Source organism: Actinomadura formosensis (assembly GCF_050948385.1).
Taxonomy (GTDB): Bacteria; Actinomycetota; Actinomycetes; order Streptosporangiales; family Streptosporangiaceae; genus Spirillospora; species Spirillospora formosensis.
Map to the genome: position 1 here is coordinate 6,612,667 of NZ_CP192011.1, position 17,363 is coordinate 6,630,029.

At 69.6% G+C, this 17,363-nt stretch carries 14 protein-coding genes and 2 pseudogenes; 8 read left to right on the forward strand and 8 right to left on the reverse strand.

Going from position 1 to position 17,363, the window contains the following annotated elements; all coding sequences use genetic code 11:
* The first annotated feature begins 116 nt into the window (after positions 1-116).
* The 4 genes from ACQP1N_RS30960 to ACQP1N_RS30975 all read left to right on the forward strand — a co-directional run bounded on the left by ACQP1N_RS30960 (position 117) and on the right by ACQP1N_RS30975 (position 5,757).
* The gene (locus ACQP1N_RS30960; RefSeq protein ID WP_433227843.1) at positions 117-1,574 is read left to right on the forward strand and encodes a hypothetical protein; all 1,458 of its coding nucleotides are present in this window, start codon (positions 117-119) and stop codon (positions 1,572-1,574) included.
* A gap of 326 nt (positions 1,575-1,900) precedes the next feature.
* Positions 1,901-3,742: a 2-oxoacid:acceptor oxidoreductase subunit alpha gene (locus ACQP1N_RS30965; protein WP_067805502.1), complete on the forward strand. Its 1,842-nt coding sequence runs from the start codon at positions 1,901-1,903 to the stop codon at positions 3,740-3,742.
* 52 nt (positions 3,743-3,794) lie between these two features.
* The gene (locus tag ACQP1N_RS30970; protein ID WP_242608691.1) at positions 3,795-4,823 is read left to right on the forward strand and encodes a 2-oxoacid:ferredoxin oxidoreductase subunit beta; all 1,029 of its coding nucleotides are present in this window, start codon (positions 3,795-3,797) and stop codon (positions 4,821-4,823) included.
* Positions 4,824-5,004: 181 nt separating this feature from the next.
* Positions 5,005-5,757, forward strand: coding sequence for a SecDF P1 head subdomain-containing protein (locus tag ACQP1N_RS30975; protein ID WP_433227844.1), 753 nt, complete (start codon positions 5,005-5,007; stop codon positions 5,755-5,757).
* A gap of 1 nt (position 5,758) precedes the next feature.
* Here the strand turns inward: ACQP1N_RS30975 and ACQP1N_RS30980 are convergent, their stop codons facing one another.
* A complete protein-coding gene (locus ACQP1N_RS30980; RefSeq protein WP_067794420.1) occupies positions 5,759-7,375 on the reverse strand; it encodes an MDR family MFS transporter in 1,617 nt (538 codons plus the stop codon).
* A gap of 116 nt (positions 7,376-7,491) precedes the next feature.
* Here ACQP1N_RS30980 and ACQP1N_RS30985 point away from each other — a divergent pair, with 116 nt between their 5' ends.
* The 3 genes from ACQP1N_RS30985 to ACQP1N_RS30995 all read left to right on the forward strand — a co-directional run bounded on the left by ACQP1N_RS30985 (position 7,492) and on the right by ACQP1N_RS30995 (position 11,485).
* On the forward strand, positions 7,492-8,094 hold the full coding sequence (locus ACQP1N_RS30985) for a TetR/AcrR family transcriptional regulator (RefSeq protein ID WP_067794537.1): 603 nt from the start codon (positions 7,492-7,494) through the stop codon (positions 8,092-8,094).
* 89 nt (positions 8,095-8,183) lie between these two features.
* Positions 8,184-10,658 carry an alpha/beta fold hydrolase gene (locus ACQP1N_RS30990; protein WP_433227845.1) on the forward strand — a complete coding sequence of 825 codons (2,475 nt, stop codon included), beginning with the start codon at positions 8,184-8,186 and terminating at the stop codon, positions 10,656-10,658.
* Positions 10,655-11,485 carry an ABC transporter permease gene (locus ACQP1N_RS30995; protein ID WP_433227846.1) on the forward strand — a complete coding sequence of 277 codons (831 nt, stop codon included), beginning with the start codon at positions 10,655-10,657 and terminating at the stop codon, positions 11,483-11,485. Before ACQP1N_RS30990 ends, ACQP1N_RS30995 begins: the two co-directional genes overlap by 4 nt.
* A 259-nt stretch (positions 11,486-11,744) precedes the next feature.
* On the opposite strand, the gene ACQP1N_RS31000 is transcribed toward ACQP1N_RS30995, so the two are convergent.
* Positions 11,745-12,122, reverse strand: coding sequence for a thioesterase family protein (locus ACQP1N_RS31000; RefSeq protein WP_433227847.1), 378 nt, complete (start codon positions 12,120-12,122; stop codon positions 11,745-11,747).
* 105 nt (positions 12,123-12,227) lie between these two features.
* The gene (locus tag ACQP1N_RS31005) at positions 12,228-13,004 is read right to left on the reverse strand and encodes a hypothetical protein (protein WP_433227848.1); all 777 of its coding nucleotides are present in this window, start codon (positions 13,002-13,004) and stop codon (positions 12,228-12,230) included.
* Positions 13,005-13,424: 420 nt separating this feature from the next.
* On the opposite strand from ACQP1N_RS31005, the gene ACQP1N_RS31010 reads away from it, so the two are divergent.
* Complete coding sequence (locus ACQP1N_RS31010) at positions 13,425-14,117, forward strand: sulfotransferase family protein (RefSeq protein WP_067794428.1); 693 nt, start codon at positions 13,425-13,427, stop codon at positions 14,115-14,117.
* Between the two features lie 33 nt (positions 14,118-14,150).
* On the opposite strand, the gene ACQP1N_RS31015 is transcribed toward ACQP1N_RS31010, so the two are convergent.
* The 5 genes and pseudogenes from ACQP1N_RS31015 to ACQP1N_RS31035 all read right to left on the reverse strand — a co-directional run.
* Complete coding sequence (locus ACQP1N_RS31015; protein WP_433227849.1) at positions 14,151-14,525, reverse strand: VOC family protein; 375 nt, start codon at positions 14,523-14,525, stop codon at positions 14,151-14,153.
* 400 nt (positions 14,526-14,925) lie between these two features.
* Positions 14,926-15,024: pseudogene (locus ACQP1N_RS31020) on the reverse strand (peptide-methionine (S)-S-oxide reductase MsrA); the annotation flags it as partial.
* A 33-nt stretch (positions 15,025-15,057) separates the two neighbouring features.
* Entirely contained in the window at positions 15,058-15,414 is a 357-nt protein-coding gene (locus ACQP1N_RS31025; RefSeq protein ID WP_433227850.1) for a hypothetical protein, read from the reverse strand.
* A 462-nt stretch (positions 15,415-15,876) separates the two neighbouring features.
* On the reverse strand, positions 15,877-16,392 hold the full coding sequence (locus ACQP1N_RS31030; RefSeq protein ID WP_433227851.1) for a type IV toxin-antitoxin system AbiEi family antitoxin: 516 nt from the start codon (positions 16,390-16,392) through the stop codon (positions 15,877-15,879).
* Between the two features lie 845 nt (positions 16,393-17,237).
* Positions 17,238-17,333 (reverse strand): annotated as a pseudogene (locus tag ACQP1N_RS31035) (peptide-methionine (S)-S-oxide reductase MsrA); the annotation flags it as partial.
* Between the last annotated feature and the right edge of the window lie 30 nt (positions 17,334-17,363).

Sequence of the window (17,363 nt, forward strand, 5' to 3'; positions counted from 1 at the left end):
CTCCCGGACCGGTCTGGAGCCTTGCCGGCACCCTTTGGAGGACGCCTCAGATTCCTTGCTTCGTGCCTGGCGGTCGGGCCGAAACCGGGCCCCGGAAGTGAGCAGAGTGAGACCGAGTGAGCGCTGAACAGGACGAGCCGTCATCCGCGGCCTCCTTCTCCCGCCCGGACGCCCCCGGAACACCCTCCGCCCCCCATCCCGGGGACGTCCACGTCGCCGGCGCCGTCCCCGCCTCCCCGGCACCACCGGACGGCGCGGTGCCGCCCGTCCCGCCCAGCGGGGCCATGCCGCCGGGAGGGGCCATGCCGCCGGGAGGGTTCGTGCCGCCGGGAGGGCCGGTTCCGGCCCCGGCCGGGAAGGGCGGCCGGCGGGGTCCGCGAAGGCTGCGGATCATGGCCGCCGCGGGCACGGCGGCCGTCGTGGTCGCGGCCGGAGCCGGCGCCGCCGTCACGCTCGGCGGGGACGAGAAGCCGGTGAAGAAGACGCCCAAGCCCACCGTGTCCGCACCGCCGCCCGCGTGGACGATCGCGGCCGGACGAGCCCTCACCTCCGGGACGGGCCTGCGCTACGACGGCACGATGACGCTGATGGGGCGGCCCGTCCAGGCGCATCTGCGGGCGACACCGGCGGGTTCGGTGACCGGCACGCTCGTCGCGGGAACGCTGACCGCCGACGTCGTCGCGATCGACGGCGTCACCTACCTCAAGGCGGGGCTCGCGTTCTGGCGCGACTACGCCGGGGACGTCGCGCACCCCGAGTACTACGCGGACCGCTGGTCGAAGGCGCCCGCGTCCGTGCCGGGCTTCGACGTCCCGGACGTCCTCGGGCCCAAGTCGATCGCGAAGACGCTGGCCAAGGCGTCGGCGGCCCCGCCGACGGAGAACGTGAACGGCGTCCGCGCGTACCGGATCAAGACGCCGGGGGCCGACTACCTGGTCACGGCCGCGGCCCCCTACCGGCTGCTGGCCGTGCGGGCCGCCGGGCAGAGCGCGCCGCGGTTCAGCGCGGCACCCGTGGCCGCGCCCGGGACGCTGTTCGCCGAACTGCGGCCGAAGGTGGCCATGCTGGGCGGCGCGCCCGACCCGGCCCTGCGCTTCACGCCGGGGACGCTGACGTTCAGCAACTGCGACCAGAACACCAACGGCTGCACGGTAAGCCTGCCCGCCACGCTGAGCGCCCCCCAGGGGACGGTGCCGGAAGACGCACGCGCCGCGATGCGGGCCTCCATCGCCTCCAGGGGCAAGCCGCTCGGTTCCTGCACGGCGTCCGGCCCGGTGCCGGCCGACCGCGCGCTGGTGCTGCGCTGCACCGTCACCAGCGGGCTGTGGCGGCACTGGATGCGCAACGCGCTCGACAACCCCGGCTCCTACCCGTACGAGGCGGCGGCCCGGGTCGTCGGCCAGGCGCTGGACCCGGCGGACGTCCCGAAGCTGCTCGCCCGGGTCGACCGGGAACGCAAGGCCGTGCTGAAACCGAAGCCCCCCACGCCGGGGCCGTCCCAGACGGGGCAGCCGTCGGCCGAGCGGTCACCGCGGCCGGAGGTGGCCACATCACAGGCCCCTGGAACCCCATGAGACACGCGTCCAGGGCCGGTGCGGCCCGGCGGGATCCGCGCTGTCTACACTTCGGGACGTGAACTCCACGCGCCTGGGGAGCCGTGGCTCCTCGACGAGCCACGCGCGGCGGCTGGTCCGGCGGCTGCACGTCGACCTGTGCCGACAGCGCAGCGGCCTGTGTCCGGGATGAGCGGAGACACCGCCCCAGGTCGCAACTCCCGGTGAGCGGTCGTCCCGACAGCCCCATCCGATCCCGGACATACCATGAAGGTAAGCCTAAGTAGCATCACGATCCCGGGTGCCTCCCCGGGGACAGATGCTGCCCGTCGAGGAGGTCTTCCTCTGTGACCAAACAGGTCCAGCAGCTCGACCGCGTCATCATCCGCTTCGCCGGCGACTCCGGCGACGGGATGCAGCTGACCGGCGACCGCTTCACCCAGGAGACCGCGGCGTTCGGCAACGACTTGTCGACGCTGCCGAACTTCCCAGCCGAGATCCGCGCCCCCGCCGGGACGCTGCCCGGCGTGTCCAGTTTCCAGCTGCACTTCGCCGACCACGACATCCTCACGCCGGGCGACGCGCCCAACGTGCTGGTCGCGATGAACCCGGCCGCCCTCAAGGCCAACCTCGCGGACCTGCCGCGCGGGGCGGACCTCATCGTCAACACCGACGAGTTCAGCAAGCGCAACCTCACCAAGGTCGGCTACGCGTCCGACCCCGTCGAGGACGGCTCGCTCGGCGAGTACCGCGTGCACGCGCTGCCGCTGACCTCGATGACCGTGAAGGCGCTTGAGAACTTCGACATCTCCAAGAAGGACGCCGAGCGGGCGAAGAACATGTTCGCGCTCGGGCTGCTGTCCTGGCTGTATCACCGTCCCACCGAGGGGACACTCAGCTTTCTGGAACGCAAGTTCGCCACCAAGCCCGAGATCATGAAGGCGAACATCGCGGCCTTCCAGGCGGGCTGGTCCTACGGCGAGACCACCGAGGCGTTCTCGGTGCAGTACGAGGTCAAGCCGGCCGAGCACGAGCCCGGCCTGTACCGCAACATCACCGGGAACCTCGCGCTCGCGTACGGGCTGGTCGCGGCGGGCGTGCAGAGCGGGCTGCCGGTCTTCCTCGGCTCGTACCCGATCACCCCGGCGTCGGACGTCCTGCACGAGGTCTCCAAGCACAAGCGGTTCGGGGTGCGAACGTTCCAGGCCGAGGACGAGATCGCCGCGGTCGGCGCGGCGCTCGGCGCCTCGTTCGGCGGGTCGCTCGGCGTCACCACGACGTCCGGCCCGGGTCTCGCGCTGAAGAGCGAGACGATCGGCCTCGGCGTCGCGACCGAGCTTCCGCTGCTGGTCATCGACGTGCAGCGGGCCGGCCCCTCCACCGGTATGCCGACCAAGACCGAGCAGGCCGACCTACTCCAGGCCATGTACGGCCGCAACGGCGAGGCGCCGGTACCGGTGATCGCGCCGCAGTCCCCGTCGGACTGCTTCGACGCGACGCTGGAGGCGGCGCGGATCGCGGTGAAGTACCGCACCCCGGTGATCCTGCTGTCGGACGGCTATCTCGCGAACGGCTCCGAGCCGTGGCGGCTGCCGGACGTGGCGTCGCTGCCGAAGATCGAGCCGAACTTCGCCGAACCGGCGCAGGAGGGGTTCCAGCCGTTCCAGCGCGACCCGGAGACCCTCGCCCGCCCGTGGGCGATCCCGGGCACGGCGGGGCTGGAGCACCGGATCGGCGGGCTGGAGAAGGCCGACGGGTCCGGCAACATCTCCTACGACCCGACCAACCACGACACGATGGTCCGGCTCCGCCAGGCCAAGGTGGACGGCATCGCGAACGACATCGAGCCGCTCGCCGTGGACGACCCGTCCGGTGCGGCCCGCGTCCTGGTCATGGGCTGGGGCGGGACGTACGGGGCGATCTCCGCGGCCGTCCGGCGGGTCCGCTCGACCGGCCGGGCCATCGCGCAGGCCCACGTGCGGCACCTCAACCCGTTCCCCGCGAACCTGCCCGAGGTGCTGCGCTCCTACGACAAGGTCATCGTCCCGGAGATCAACCTCGGCCAGCTCGCGATGCTGCTGCGCGGCCGGTACCTCGTCGACGTGATCGGCTACAACCAGGTCCGCGGCCTGCCGTTCAAGGCGGAGGAGCTGCAGGGCGTCATCCAGGAAGTGATTGACAGTGAGTGACTCAACCGCCACAAGCGGCAATGGAAGCGGCCACGCTCCTGTTAACATCAAGGTGCCGGCGGGCCATGCTCCCCGCGTACGCGGGGGTGGTCCGGGCTTCAAGACAGACCAAGAGGTTCGCTGGTGCCCTGGCTGCGGCGACTACGCCATTCTCGCCGCAGTCCAGAGCTTCCTCCCCGAGCTTCAGCTCCCGCGCGAGAACATCACGTTCATCTCCGGCATCGGCTGCTCGTCGCGGTTCCCGTACTACATGAACACCTACGGGTTCCACTCGATCCACGGCCGCGCGCCCGCGATCGCGACGGGCCTCGCCACGTCCCGCCCGGACCTGTCGGTGTGGGTGGTGACCGGGGACGGCGACTCGCTGTCAATCGGCGGCAACCACCTGATCCACGCGCTGCGCCGCAACGTCAACCTGAAGATCCTGCTGTTCAACAACCGGATCTACGGGCTGACGAAGGGGCAGTACTCGCCGACGTCCGAACTCGGCAAGATCACCAAGTCGACGCCGATGGGGTCGCTGGACGCGCCGTTCAACCCGCTGTCGCTCGCGATCGGCGCGGAGGGCACGTTCGTCGCCCGCACCATCGACTCCGACCGCAAGCACCTGCAGTCGGTGCTGCGGGCCGCCGCGCGGCACCGAGGCACCGCGCTCATCGAGATCTACCAGAACTGCAACATCTTCAACGACGGCGCGTTCGCCCCGTTGAAGGACGCGTCCGTCCGCGACGACGTCACCGTCCGGCTGGAGCATGGCGAGCCGATCGTGTTCGGCGCGGACCGTGACAAGGCGCTGCGCCGCACCCCGGCCGGGTCGTTCGAGGTGGTGAACGTCGCGGACGTCGACCCGTCGGAGATCGCCGTCCACGACGCGCACAGCCCGGACCCGTCGCAGGCGTTCGCGCTGTCGCGGCTGGACCAGCCGGCGTTCGCGCACACCCCGATCGGCATCTTCCGGGACGTGGACCGCCCGTCCTACGACGAGCTGATGCGGGCCCAGCTCGGCGAGGCCGTCGAGAAGCAGGGCGAGGGCGACCTGGCCGCGCTGCTCGGCTCCGGCGACACCTGGCGCATCGACTGATCACTTTCGCGCAAGGCCCGGCCCCGGCTCGCCCGGGGCCGGGCCTTTTCCGCGCTTTGAACGCCGGCCGGCGGGGCACGGTTCCGCACGTCCCCCGTTCGCCGATCTCCGGGCGGGACACGGTGCGGGACACGTCTCATCCTGAGAGACTGGCGGAGATCATGGAGCCGGGGAGGTGACGATGCGGGTCATTCCGCGCCGCAGCAGAGATCGTCCGCGCGAGGATCCCCCCACCGCGCCGGGCCCGGCGCTCCCCGGCGAGGCCACCACCGCCGTGCTCGCGGTTCCGCACGACGAGGCGGCGCGGCGGCGGGCGCGGGCGGCCGAGCGGCGGCGGGAGGCGGCCGAGGTCAAGCGGAGCCGGGCCGGGCGGCGGCCGGGCCGGGCGCGGGGGGCGCCGGCGGCGCAGGTCGGGGCCGCCGACCGGCATCGGTCCGCGCTGCTGATCATGGTGCTGACGCTGGGGCTGCTGATCGCGGCGGTCGTGGTGACCGGCGCGCTGATCGCGTCCTCGATGCGAACCCGGCCGGTGACGCTCGCCGCGCCGCTGCACATCTACCCGGTCGCGCAGGCGACGCCGGGGCCGTGCCCCGCCGGGACGAAGGGGATCACCGGGCAGGGGGACACGGGCCCGACGTGCTACCACCTCACGCAGGGCATCGCGATCCACAAGGTCGCCGACCTGCGGGTGCAGAAGTCGCGGGTGAAGCCGGGCGGCTACGACGTGGCGGTGACGCTGCGGCCGGTCGACCGGCACGCGTTCGCGGAGCTGACCCGCGTGACGGTCGGGCGGGATCTCGCGTTCGTCGTCCGTGACCGGCTCGTCACCCTGCCCCGCGTCGACATGGCCATCACCGACGGGAAGGTCATCGTGACCGGCTCGCCGAACCGGGCGGCGGCGAACAGGCTCGTCCACGACCTGAAGGGGCGCTGACTCAGCCTTCCGGGGCGGCCGGGGCCGCGGTCGCGGCGGGAGCCTTCGCGGCGGCACCGCCCCGGCCTCCCGAGCCGCGCAGCGGCAGTTCCTTCAGCGCGAGGACCGTGAGGAAGCCGATCACCGCCACCGGGACGCCGACGAGGAAGACGGCATGCATCGCGTGGGTGAACGCCTCCTGGATGATCCCGTGCACCGGCTCGGGCAGCTTCTGGATCTGCTCCGGCGAGCCCAGGCGGCCGCTCCCACCGGACGGCATGGGGATGCCGGCCGCCCGGAAACCCGAGGTGATCTCGGCCGCCACCCGGTTGGCGAGGATCGCGCCGAACGCGGCCACGCCCATCGCGCCGCCGAGGTTCCGGAAGAACGAGACGCCGGACGTCGTCGAGGCCAGGTCGGCGGGCGCGGCGGCGTTCTGCGCGGCGAGGATGAGGATCTGCAGCGTCAGGCCCATGCCGGTGCCGAGGAGGGCGAGGTCCGCGCCGATGAGGAGCTTCGGTGAGTCGGTGTGCAGTTGCGCCAGCAGGAACATCCCGATCGCGATGCACAGCATGCCGAGCACCGGGAAGAGCTTGTAGCGGCCCGTCCGGGTCACCATCTGCCCGGAGCCGGTCGAGGTGACGAGCATGCCGAGGACGAGCGGCAGCGTCATCAGGCCGGACGCCGTCGGGCTCATCCCCTTGACGATCTGCAGATACTGCGGCATGTAGATCATCACGCCGAACATCGCCATGCCGACGCAGACGGAGATGAACGACGTCAGCACGAACGTCCGGTTGCGGAACAGCCGGGGCGGCAGGATCGGGTCGCGGGCGATGCGCTCGGCGACGATCGCCAGGCCGAGCAGGACGGCGGCGGCCCCGAGCAGGATGTAGGTCCACCGGGAGTTCCACGCGAACTCCGTCCCGCCCATGGACAGCACCAGCATCAGCAGGGCGGCGCTGCCGGTGATGGTGACCGCGCCGAACACGTCCACGCTGGTGTCGCGGGTCACCTTCGGCAGCTTCAGCACCTTCTGGATGACGAGGAACGCGACGACCGCGAGCGGGACGCACACGTAGAAGGTCCAGCGCCAGCCGAGGGCGTCGGCGTCCACGATGAACCCGCCGAGCAGCGGCCCGGCGACCGTCGCGACGCCGAACACCGCGCCCATGTATCCGGCGTAGCGGCCGCGCTGCCGGGGCTCGACCACGTCGCCGAGGATGACCTGGGCCAGCGCGGACAGGCCGCCGACGCCGAGGCCCTGGACCGCGCGGGCCGCGATGAGCTGGCCGATGTTCTGCGACAGTCCCGCGGCCACGGACGCCAGCACGAAGATCAGCAGGGCGGTCTGGAACATGAGCTTGCGCCCGGCGATGTCCGACAGCTTGCCCCACAGCGGGGTGGACGCGGTCATCGTCAGCAGTGACGCGCTGGCGACCCAGGCCAGCTGGTCCTGGCCGCCGAGGTCGCCGACGATCGTCGGCAGGGCGGTGGCGACGACCGACGTCGAGAGCATCGACGTCAGCATCGCCATCATCAGGCCGGCGAGGATCTCCAGGATCTGACGGTGCGTGTACTGCGGTCTCGCCGGCTCGGACGCCGCCGGGTCGTGCGACGCCACGCTGGTTTGAGCCACCCTGCCCCCATGCCAATGGAATTACCTGTGTCGTGCAGGTATCTTATGTAGACGCTTGTTTACTTGCAACTCGGTGGATACTGGGCACCGACCGTCAGCGACAGCCGGGGATGGGGATGCAGGTCGAGGAGCAGCGCACGGCCGAGCGGCGGCCGAAGCGGGACCGGGCGGCGACCCGGCGCCGCATCCTGGACGCCGCCCGCGACCTGTTCGGCGAGCACGGCTACGACGGCGTCACCGTCCGCATGATCGCGGCGCGGGCGGAGGCGAACGTCGCCCTGGTCAACCGGTACTTCGGGTCGAAGGCGGCGCTGTTCGGGGAGGTCCTGGCCGGCGAGTCGGTGATCCGCGGCGTCATCGCGGGCGACCCCGAGGGGCTGCCCCGGCGGCTCGCGGAGCACTTCGTCCGGCAGATCGACCCGCGTCCGGTCACCGCCATCTCCCGGATGCTCGACCGGTCGGCGGGGCACCCCGAGGTCAAGGAGATCCTGCTCCACTACCTGGAGGAAGTGATCGTCGAGCCGATGGTCGCCCAGCTGGAGGGGCCGGACGCCCGCGCCCGCGCGCTGCTGGCGTCCACGATCATCATGGGCGGCGGGCCCGTCCGGCGGCTCGTCGGCCTGGGCGACCTGCGCGCCGCCGACCCAGCCGAGCTCACCGACCGCCTCACCGCCATGTTCACCGCCGCCCTCGCCCCGCCGGTACGCCGCGCGGTGTAGCGGGGCGGCCCGGCGTACGGCGGCGGGAGCAGCGAAGATCGGCTCATGGGCGGAGCCTGCGGCGGCGCGGCGCGCATAGGGTGCAGGACATGAGGGTGGCGGGCGCGGTTCGGGCGCGGTGGGGCAGGACGGGACGGGCCGTGCGGTGGACGGCGGGCGGTGCGGCGGCCGTGCTGCTCGCGGGCGGCGCGGCCTTCGGGCTCACGGCCGGCGACGCCCCCCGCGTCCAGGCTTCCGACCAGCTCATCAGCGTGGTGGACGGGCCGGGCAACGACCAGCGCGTCACGCTCGACACGACGTTCTACAGGCCGGTCGGGCGGGCCAGAGGCCCGGCGGTCATGCTGGCGCACGGCTTCGGCGGATCGAAACGGGACGTCGAGGGCGAGGCGCGCGGCCTGGCCCGCGCGGGGTACGCGGTGCTGGCCTGGTCGGCGCGCGGATTCGGGCGGTCGGGCGGTGAGATCGCGCTCAACTCGCCCGACTACGAGGTCAAGGACACCCGGCAGCTCATCGACTGGCTGGCGAAGCGTCCGGAGGTCGTCCTCGACGGGCCGGGCGATCCGCGCGTCGGCATGGCGGGGCAGTCGTACGGCGGCGCGATCACGCTGCTGACCGCCGGGTACGACCGGCGGGTGGACGCCATCGCGCCGCAGATCACCTGGCACAGCCTCCCGGACGCGCTGTTCCCGTCCGCGACCGGCGCGGGGCCCGCGGACGGGGTGTTCAAGAAGCTGTGGACGGGGCTGTTCTTCACCAGCAGCGCGGGCCGGACGGCCTGCGGGCGCTTCCTGCCGTCGTTGTGCGACATGTACCAGGAAGTCGCGGAGAAGGGGCGTCCGACCGAGTCGGCGATCTCGACGCTGCGGCGGTCGAGCCCGGCCTCGGTCACCGGCCGGATCAAGGTGCCGACACTGCTGGTCCAGGGGCAGTCCGACTCACTGTTCCCGCTGGACCAGGCCGACGCCAACGCGCGCGCGATCGCCGCGGGCGGCGCGCCGGTGTCGGTGGTGTGGTTCCAGGGCGGGCACGACGGCGGCGACCCGGAGACCGCGCGGGTCGAGGGGCTGGTGCGCGACTTCTTCGACGCGCGGCTGCGGCACACCTCCGCACCCTCGCCGGACGGTTTCACGGTGACGCGGGCGGGCGGGCTCGACTCCGCCACGCAGGAGATCGTCGTGGGGGAGGCGACGACGTCCCGGTATCCGGGGCTTTCCGGTGATCCGGTCGCGATGCCGCTGTCCGGCGGCGAGCAGACGATCTTCAATCCGGCGGGCGGGTCACCGGCGTCGATCTCGGCGATGCCGGGGCTGGGCGCGCTGGGGTCCCTCGGCTCCCTGGGCGGGGCCGGCTCACCGGCCGGGTCGCTGCCGACGGACATGCCGGGGCAGACGGCCGCGTTCGACACGCGTCCGCTGGACCATCCGGTCCGGCTGACCGGGGCGGCCACGGTGCGGCTCAAGGTGCGCGGGGACGGCCCGCTGTTCGCCAAGCTCTACGACGTGGCGCCGGACGGGAGCACGATCCCGGCACGCCGGCTCGCGGCACCGTTCCGGGTGTCGGGCGAGGACGTCACGGTGACGCTCCCGGCGATGGACTACCGCTTCGACCGCGGCCACCGCCTGCGTCTCGTCATCGCGACGACCGACATGGGGTTCGCGACACCTGCCAAGCCTTCGTCTTACAAGGTGCAGGTGATGTCGCCGCTGTCCGTCCCCACGGTCCCCTCATTGGCGACTGCGGCGCCGCCCCTGCCCACCTGGGTGTGGGTCCTGCCGGTGGTCGCGCTCGCCGTTGCCGCCGCCATCCTCGTGCCTGGACGCCGCAGGCGGGCCGCTGAAACCGACAGCGACGTCCCGCTGGAGATATCGGGCCTAACGAAGGCGTACAAGAACGGCCATCTCGCCGTGGCGGACCTGTCTTTCCGTGTGGAGAAGGGCCAGGTTCTCGGTTTGCTCGGCCCGAACGGCGCTGGGAAGACCACGACCCTGCGCATGCTCATGGGCCTCATCCATCCCGACTCAGGCGAGATCCGCATCTTCGGTCATCGCGTCACTCCCGGTGCGCCCGTCCTGTCTCGCCTTGGCTCCTTCGTCGAGGGACCGGGGTTCCTCCCCCACCTCTCCGGCCGCGACAACCTGGACCTGTACTGGCGCGCCACCGGGCGCCCCTCGGACGAAGCCCACCTGGACGAGGCATTGGAGATAGCCGGCCTGGGGTCCGCCCTGGACCGGGCCGTCCGCACCTACTCGCAAGGCATGCGGCAGCGGCTCGCCATCGCCCAGGCCATGCTCGGCCTGCCGGACCTCCTCGTCCTGGACGAGCCGACCAACGGCCTCGACCCGCCCCAGATCCGCGAGATGCGGGAGGTACTCGTCCGGTACGCCGCTGCCGGACGCACGGTCATCGTCTCCAGCCATCTGCTCGCCGAGGTCGAGCAGACCTGCACGCACGCGGTCGTCATGGCCGGCGGGCGGCGCGTCGCCGCCGGTCCCGTCAGCGAGATCGTCGGTTCCGGCCGCCGGCTGGAGGACGCGTTCCTGGAGCTCATCGGAGAGGCCCCATGACGACCTACAACGTCCGGCGGACCCTGCCCCTGCGCGTCGAGGCCGTCCGCCAGTTCCGGCGCCGCCGCACCCTCGTCGCGTTCGGCATCCTGCTCGTCCTCCCGTGGGTGCTGATGCTCGCGTTCAAGCTCGGCGGCGACCCCGGCCCGGACGGCGTTCCCAGCCTGGTCGGCGTCGCCACGTCCAGCGCGCTGAACTTCGCCCTGTTCACCCTGTTCGCCGCGACCGGCTTCCTGCTGGTCGTCGCCGTCGCCCTGTTCTGCGGCGACACCGTGGCGAGCGAGGCCGGCTGGTCGTCGCTGCGGTACCTGCTGGCCGCCCCCGTGCCGCGCGCCCGGCTGCTGCGCCAGAAGCTGGTCGTCGCCCTCTCCTACGCCGTGGTGGCGGTCGTCAGCCTGCCGGTGATGTCCCTGGTCGCGGGGACCGTCGGCTTCGGCTGGGGCGACATCGCGCTCCCCACCGGCGGCACCGTCCCGGTCGGCACCGCGCTCGGCCGGATGGCGATCATCATCGGCTACTCGCTGATCGCCCAGCTCGTCGTCGCGGCCCTGGCGTTCCTGCTCTCCGTCACCACCGACTCGCCGCTGGGCGCGGTCGGCGGCGCGGTCGGCCTCGTCATCGTCAGCAACATCCTGGACGCCGTCACCGCGCTCGGCTCCTGGCGCGACTTCCTCCCGACGCACTGGATGTACGCGTGGATGGACGCCCTGCAGCCCCAGATCCAGTGGACGGGCATGGCGAAGGGCGCCGCGATCTCCCTCTCGTACGCCGTGATCCTCTTCGCCCTGGCCTTCCACCGCTTCCGAACCCGCGACATAGTCTCCTGAGTTTCCGGCACGATCCGCGATCATCCGATCACCCCGAGCCACCGACATCTCCCAAAAATCGGTCGAACCTCCAGTGTCCGGTGCATAAGCTCAGCAAACCGCGCAGGCGCCCGGTACGTACTACGAGGTGACCACGGTTAAGTCCGGCCCGTTGGGGGGAGGTGATCACCATGGCACGGCAGCAACTCGTCAAGCGCCCCAAGCCCCCGCGTCAACCGAGCCAGCCCGATCTGCGGACCCCGTCAGGCCGCCTGCTTCCCTACTGAAGCCGCGCCAGGAACCTCTCCCGATCCACCACGACCCGCTCGATACGCCCGTCCCCCACCGCACCGCGCTCGTCGACGGCCCTGACCCCGAACACGAGCCGCTTCCCGTCGACCTCTTCGAGCACCGCTTCGACGGTCACCCGCGCCCCGACCGGGCTGGCCGCCAGATGCCGCATCTCGACGCGCGTCCCCACAGAGGTCCGCCCGCCGGCGAGACGGCCCGCGACCGCCTCAACGGTCGCCGCCTCCGCGAGCGCCACCAACCGGGGCGTCCCCAGAACCGGGACATCCCCGCTGCCCGCATGAACGGCGGTGTCCTCCTCCCCGACCACCAGGGACGTCTCCGCCCGCAACCCCGCCTTCAGTTCCATGGGCCGATCCTCTCCTTCTGCGGAATTCACTCACAGTCGTCGCTGTCACCGAGGCCATGGCCGGCGCCCTCGGTCAGCCACCGCCTCTGCGCCTGGGAAAAGCACTCAGCGGGCAGGGACTTGTACGCGGCGGCAACGGGCCTTCGGCGTCCGGCCACGAACGATGAAGCCGGCCCGGCTCCGAGGACGACCCCACGGTGCTCTCAGGGCTTCCTGTTCCTCCGTCAGAGGAAGGTATGGCTGGACACAGACGAGCACGTCCTCTCCCGCATACCAGCGATGCCCCAGCGTGCACGGCGACTCCTCTATGGGGAGCTGCGGAAACCCCAGCCGGACGAACTGGCGCTCCACAGCGGGGATCTCCGCCTCAAGCAGTTCCCCCCGCAGAGAGAGTTGCGCGGCCCCACCCCACAACGTCTCCTCAAGCACCATGTCGATCAGCGCGATGGACAGCCGCTCGGTCCAGGCGACACCGGTCGCGTGCTCCTCATGACCCCGGTCGCATGAGTGCGCGGTCGGCGGATCGTCCATGTGCAGATCCGCCGGCCGGATGTACCGCTCCCAGGCGCCCTGGTTCTCCGCGTGGTACATGACCAGGCCCGTGTCCTCGTACACGTACAACCCGCCGGGCGGTTCCAGGCGGTGCATCGTGGCGCACAGATCCGCACGCTTACCGAACAGCGTGTACGCCTCGCGCAGCGCCGCCGGGAACGGGAAACCCAGCCGTTCCTCGGCCGCGTCCAACTCCCCGCCGTCGTAGCCGTCGCCATCGCGTAGCGGCGTTGACCACGCCCGAGCGAACTCTTGGATGAACGTCCACGCCCGGTGCCTGTCCTGCACCCCCGCGGCAATCTCACTCGCAAGATCGAAACCATCCGGCACGGCCAGAACCCTACGCCCCCGCACGGCCGGGCCAAGCGCGCAGCCGTCACCGAAACCGACCTCTGTCGATCTGGATCGACCGGCGATACATACCGCGCTGACTCCGAGCCTGTCTTTCCCACCGGATCTCGCAGAGCAACCAGCACGGGAGCGCACGGCGACCGGACGAAACTCGCCCCCGCCCTTACCCGGCTACACAAAGTCACTCCTTCCTCACGGGATTTACTCTTCACAAGTAAAGGTCACCAGTCAATATCAAGGCGAGTACATGACCATGTCGCCGTAGACACAATTCTGGCAATTGAATCTTCCTAAAGTGCGACATAGCGTCAATTTAAACGCCGCCCGAAGCGTGCTTTTCTGGGGCTGCGGGACCCCGGCGCCGGGCGGTGCTGCCTACCGAAAGCGAAAGGCGTCAACATGCTCAAAGTGATCGGGGCCGGGCTGCCGCGCACGGGGACCACATCGATGAAGGCGGCCTTGGAGCGGCTCGGGTTCGGCCCCTGCCACCACATGTACGAAATCCTCACGAACCCCGACCAGGTCGATCGATGGCTTCCGGCCGCCGACGGCGAGCGGCTCGACTGGGACCGTGTCCTCGCCGGCTATTCCTCCAGCCAAGATTGGCCGTCCAGCGGATTCTGGCGCGAGCTCGCCGACGCCTACCCCGACGCGAAGGTCGTGCTGACCGTCCGCGATCCGCGCGGGTGGCACACCAGCTTCGGCAACCTGATGGCGAACAGTTCCGGAGTACGGAACGCCGAGGAGTTGCCCGAGGCCGCGCGTCCCGTCGCGACCGCCATGCAGCGGCTGCGTCCCGTCCTGGACCGCATCGGACGCGACATCCTCGGTGAGGTCTGGCAGGCGGAGGACGACGCCTTCAGCGAGGACGAGGCGGTCGCGGCATTCAACCGGCACGTCGAGAACGTCCGAGCGGGCCTCCCCGAGGACAGGCTGCTGGTGTTCGACGTCCGCGAGGGCTGGGGCCCGCTGTGCTCGTTCCTCGGGGCCGAGGTCCCGGACGAGCCGTTCCCGCACCTCAACGACTCCGAGGCACTGCGGAGGACGTTCGACACGCTCCTCACCGGAGGCCCCCTCGCCGCTCCCGCATAAGGGAACCGGATCAGAACCCCTCAAGGGCGATGCTCAACTCAGGCGGGCTCGCAGGAGGCAGAATTCGTTGCCTTCGGGGTCGGCCAGGACGTGCCAGGGCTCCTCACCGGTCTGGCCGACGTCGGCCGGGCGCGCCCCGAGCTTCAGGAGGCGTTCGAGTTCGGCGTCCTGATCGCGGTCGGTGGCGTTGACGTCGAAGTGCAGCCGCAGCCTACCCACCTTGGGCTCGGTGGTGGAGCTGAAGACCAGAGTCGGCTGCAATCCACCGAACCCTTCCTGTGGTCCGATCTCCACCGCACCTTCGTCCTCGGTGTCGAGCACGATGAAGCCCAGCACCTCGCACCAGAACGCCGCCAGCCGTTGCGGATCCCGGCAAGGGATTATCAGCTCGGAAATACGACAAGCCATGATCGTTATCCTACGGGGCATCAACCGAGCAAAACCAATCACTAAACGGCCCAGAGCCGCGGCACAGTGGGCGCCCCGGAGGGTGGGCCGGCCCGATCCGCGCCCCCGGGCGGTGATGCGCTTATCAGGGTGTCGGCCCGCTGGACGTGCTCAGGGGTATCTTGACTGAGGGAGCACGGGGGCGGGTGTGTGGCCAGCGCAGGGCGGACCGTGGACGGCCCACCCATGGCGCATTGAACGGCCCCGCCTCTCTGCCACGAGGGCGAAGCAGAGAGACGGGGCGGGCAGTGACGGGCGGCTCGAACTCCCCAGCCGGAGCTGGAGCCGTACCGGGACGTCCCCGAAGTGCGCGAGGTGCTCGACACCTACGCCGCTTGACCACTGCGTAGCAGGTCAGAAGCTACTCGGCGGGGGCGACGCCTACCGGGCAGGCGAGGCCCGTTCCACCTATGCCGCAGTAGCCGTCGGGGTTTTTATTGTCCGAGAGGTACTGCTGGTGGCAGTGGTTCTCACATAGGTTCGAAATAAACTCTCATCGAGCTTCGATTGCCGCAAGAACATCAGCTGCCAGCAATGAGACGGCCAAAGCCACAGTTTCAGGCTCGCCGATCCCTTCTTCGGCACGACCGGCCATCGCCGACCCCGTTGCACTCGGACCCACCGCAAAAAGATCGTACAAGTGTTGGAGTGCCTCTTTTGTAGGTCCCGAACTGATCGGATCGCCAAGTAGCGGCAGGAACCTTTCAGCAAGTTCCTCCGTCTCGGAGTCAATCATGACGCGATAAATATCGTGAGCATCTTTATCGTTCAGCCGGCGAGGCTTGTCGACACGTTCGGAGATTTTGTGAAGCTTCGCTACAAGTAGCGCCGCGACTCCAGCAACCTTCACATGGTATCTACGTGCATCACGGGGGTGCAGAGCTTTTACTTCCAGCAATGAGTTGTCAACAACCGATGCTTCAAGACCTTTCGCCCGACGGGCGACCCGACGGTCATGAGGGGGATACGCGCTCCCCGGGTATTTTTCGAGCCCGGGCCAGCCAAAGCCTCTGGGACCATGAGGTCAACAGGGATTCCGGCAGGATTACGCCACGCGCCCGGCTGACCGCCGTCAGTCTCTCGATAGAACCCAGCCTGCTCCATAACGACTTCGACGCGCGGATCTGGCCCGAGCCTTCTCGGGTCAAGAGCCAGATCACTATCCTTGGTAGCCTCCGCGAGCGCCACCGTGGAACGAACGGTACGAAGGTAGATCGCTTGGGCACCAATGACGATTACTGCGTCCCGATAGACATCCAAAGCCTCCAAGGCGTCCAAAAGCGCCGATCGAGACCGAACCAAAAGGTCGTCTTCATCGTCGCCAGGAAGATTCATTTCGAACCATCCATTCAATAAGTTCCTCAGCTTCGGATGGACTACGGCCCGGGCCAGTCATCAAATCAACAACGACCTGAGAGGGCGCCGCGATCGCAACATTCGCCCGCGTGGCCTTGGCGCGAGCGAAGACGATATCACTTTCCGGCTCAGCCAGCATCACATTCGCTCCAGCATCAGCTTCGCGCAGGTTCCACTGCTCAGCGGCATGATCCGCATGAGCTACGTAGATCATTGCGGAGCGGGCAGGGGCGTACGGTGCCCAATTTTCCGCAGCGAGCGTTCCGGTGACAGCGTACTGCACTGAACTTTCAGCAACCCTGCTCAGCAAATTTGCAAGGCCGCGTACTGCAATCCATCGGGTGACATTGCTGTTTCGCACAAATCCATAGTCATCGCTCCACCTTCGCAGGAGCGCCACCCAGTCGGGAACGTCTATCTCTCCTCGCTTATCTCGCGTCACCAGGCCTTCGGTTTCAAGGAACTCAATCACCCGATATGTGGACCCCGTCGACGCACCCGATATCTCTACCAGCGAACGAACTGTCCACGACCTCCTAAAATCCAGGAGCGCGCGAACAACCTTGGCAGCCGGAGCACCCTTCAGCGTGCCTCTCGGTCTCCCAGGCCCTCGCCAGGGATCACGGTCAGCTCCTCGGTCCGTGATGTACAGGCCCGGCCGAGAGAGGACGAGGTGCACATTCCCTGTTGCATCGACGAAGGACAGCCCTGATTTAGTGAGGCGGTCACGGAGCACCGGCGCCAGGTACCGACTAACTATCACAGCGCTCTCACCAGGAAAGTGATCAAGAATACGAGAGAAGCGCTCCCGCAGTACGGCTACGTCCCGTCCCTCCACCACTCGTTTGGCCTCCAAGAGCAGCAGGCCGGACGTACCATCTGGGGCAGCCACCTGCAGGATCGCATCGACCTCGTGGTTAGCGGCCGCTGCATCCAGCCTCTTTGCCGACCACCCATCCGGCAGGCGGTCGATCAGGGCGGTCAGTCCAGTACGAAGGACGTCCGCTTCACTCCGAGGTGCAGGCTGTTCATCCACGTCTCCCCCTGTTGTTCGGGAAACAGCCTACCTCCAGCGACAGCGGAACCAGCGCATTTCCCGAACACTGGCTGCCTCAGCTCGGCGGCCAGGAGAGGCAGCGAAGACTTTGAAGAGCCGATCCTCCAGGCGCACGCCCTCGGGCGTGCGCCTGGAGGGATCCAAAGTCATCCTGGCGTACGCGCGACTGCCGACTCAGGTGCAGCCCGGCGCAGGCATAGTGCTCGTCTGGAACAGCGCCTTCCGGGTGGCCTCCCCCGGAGAGGCCAGCAGTTGGGAGGTCACTCGGCGGGGGCGACGCCGATGGGGCAGGAGAGGCCGGTGCCGCCTATGCCGCAGTAGCCGTTGGGGTTTTTGGCCAGGTACTGCTGGTGGTAGTACTTCGTCCTAGGCCATAGAACGGAGCT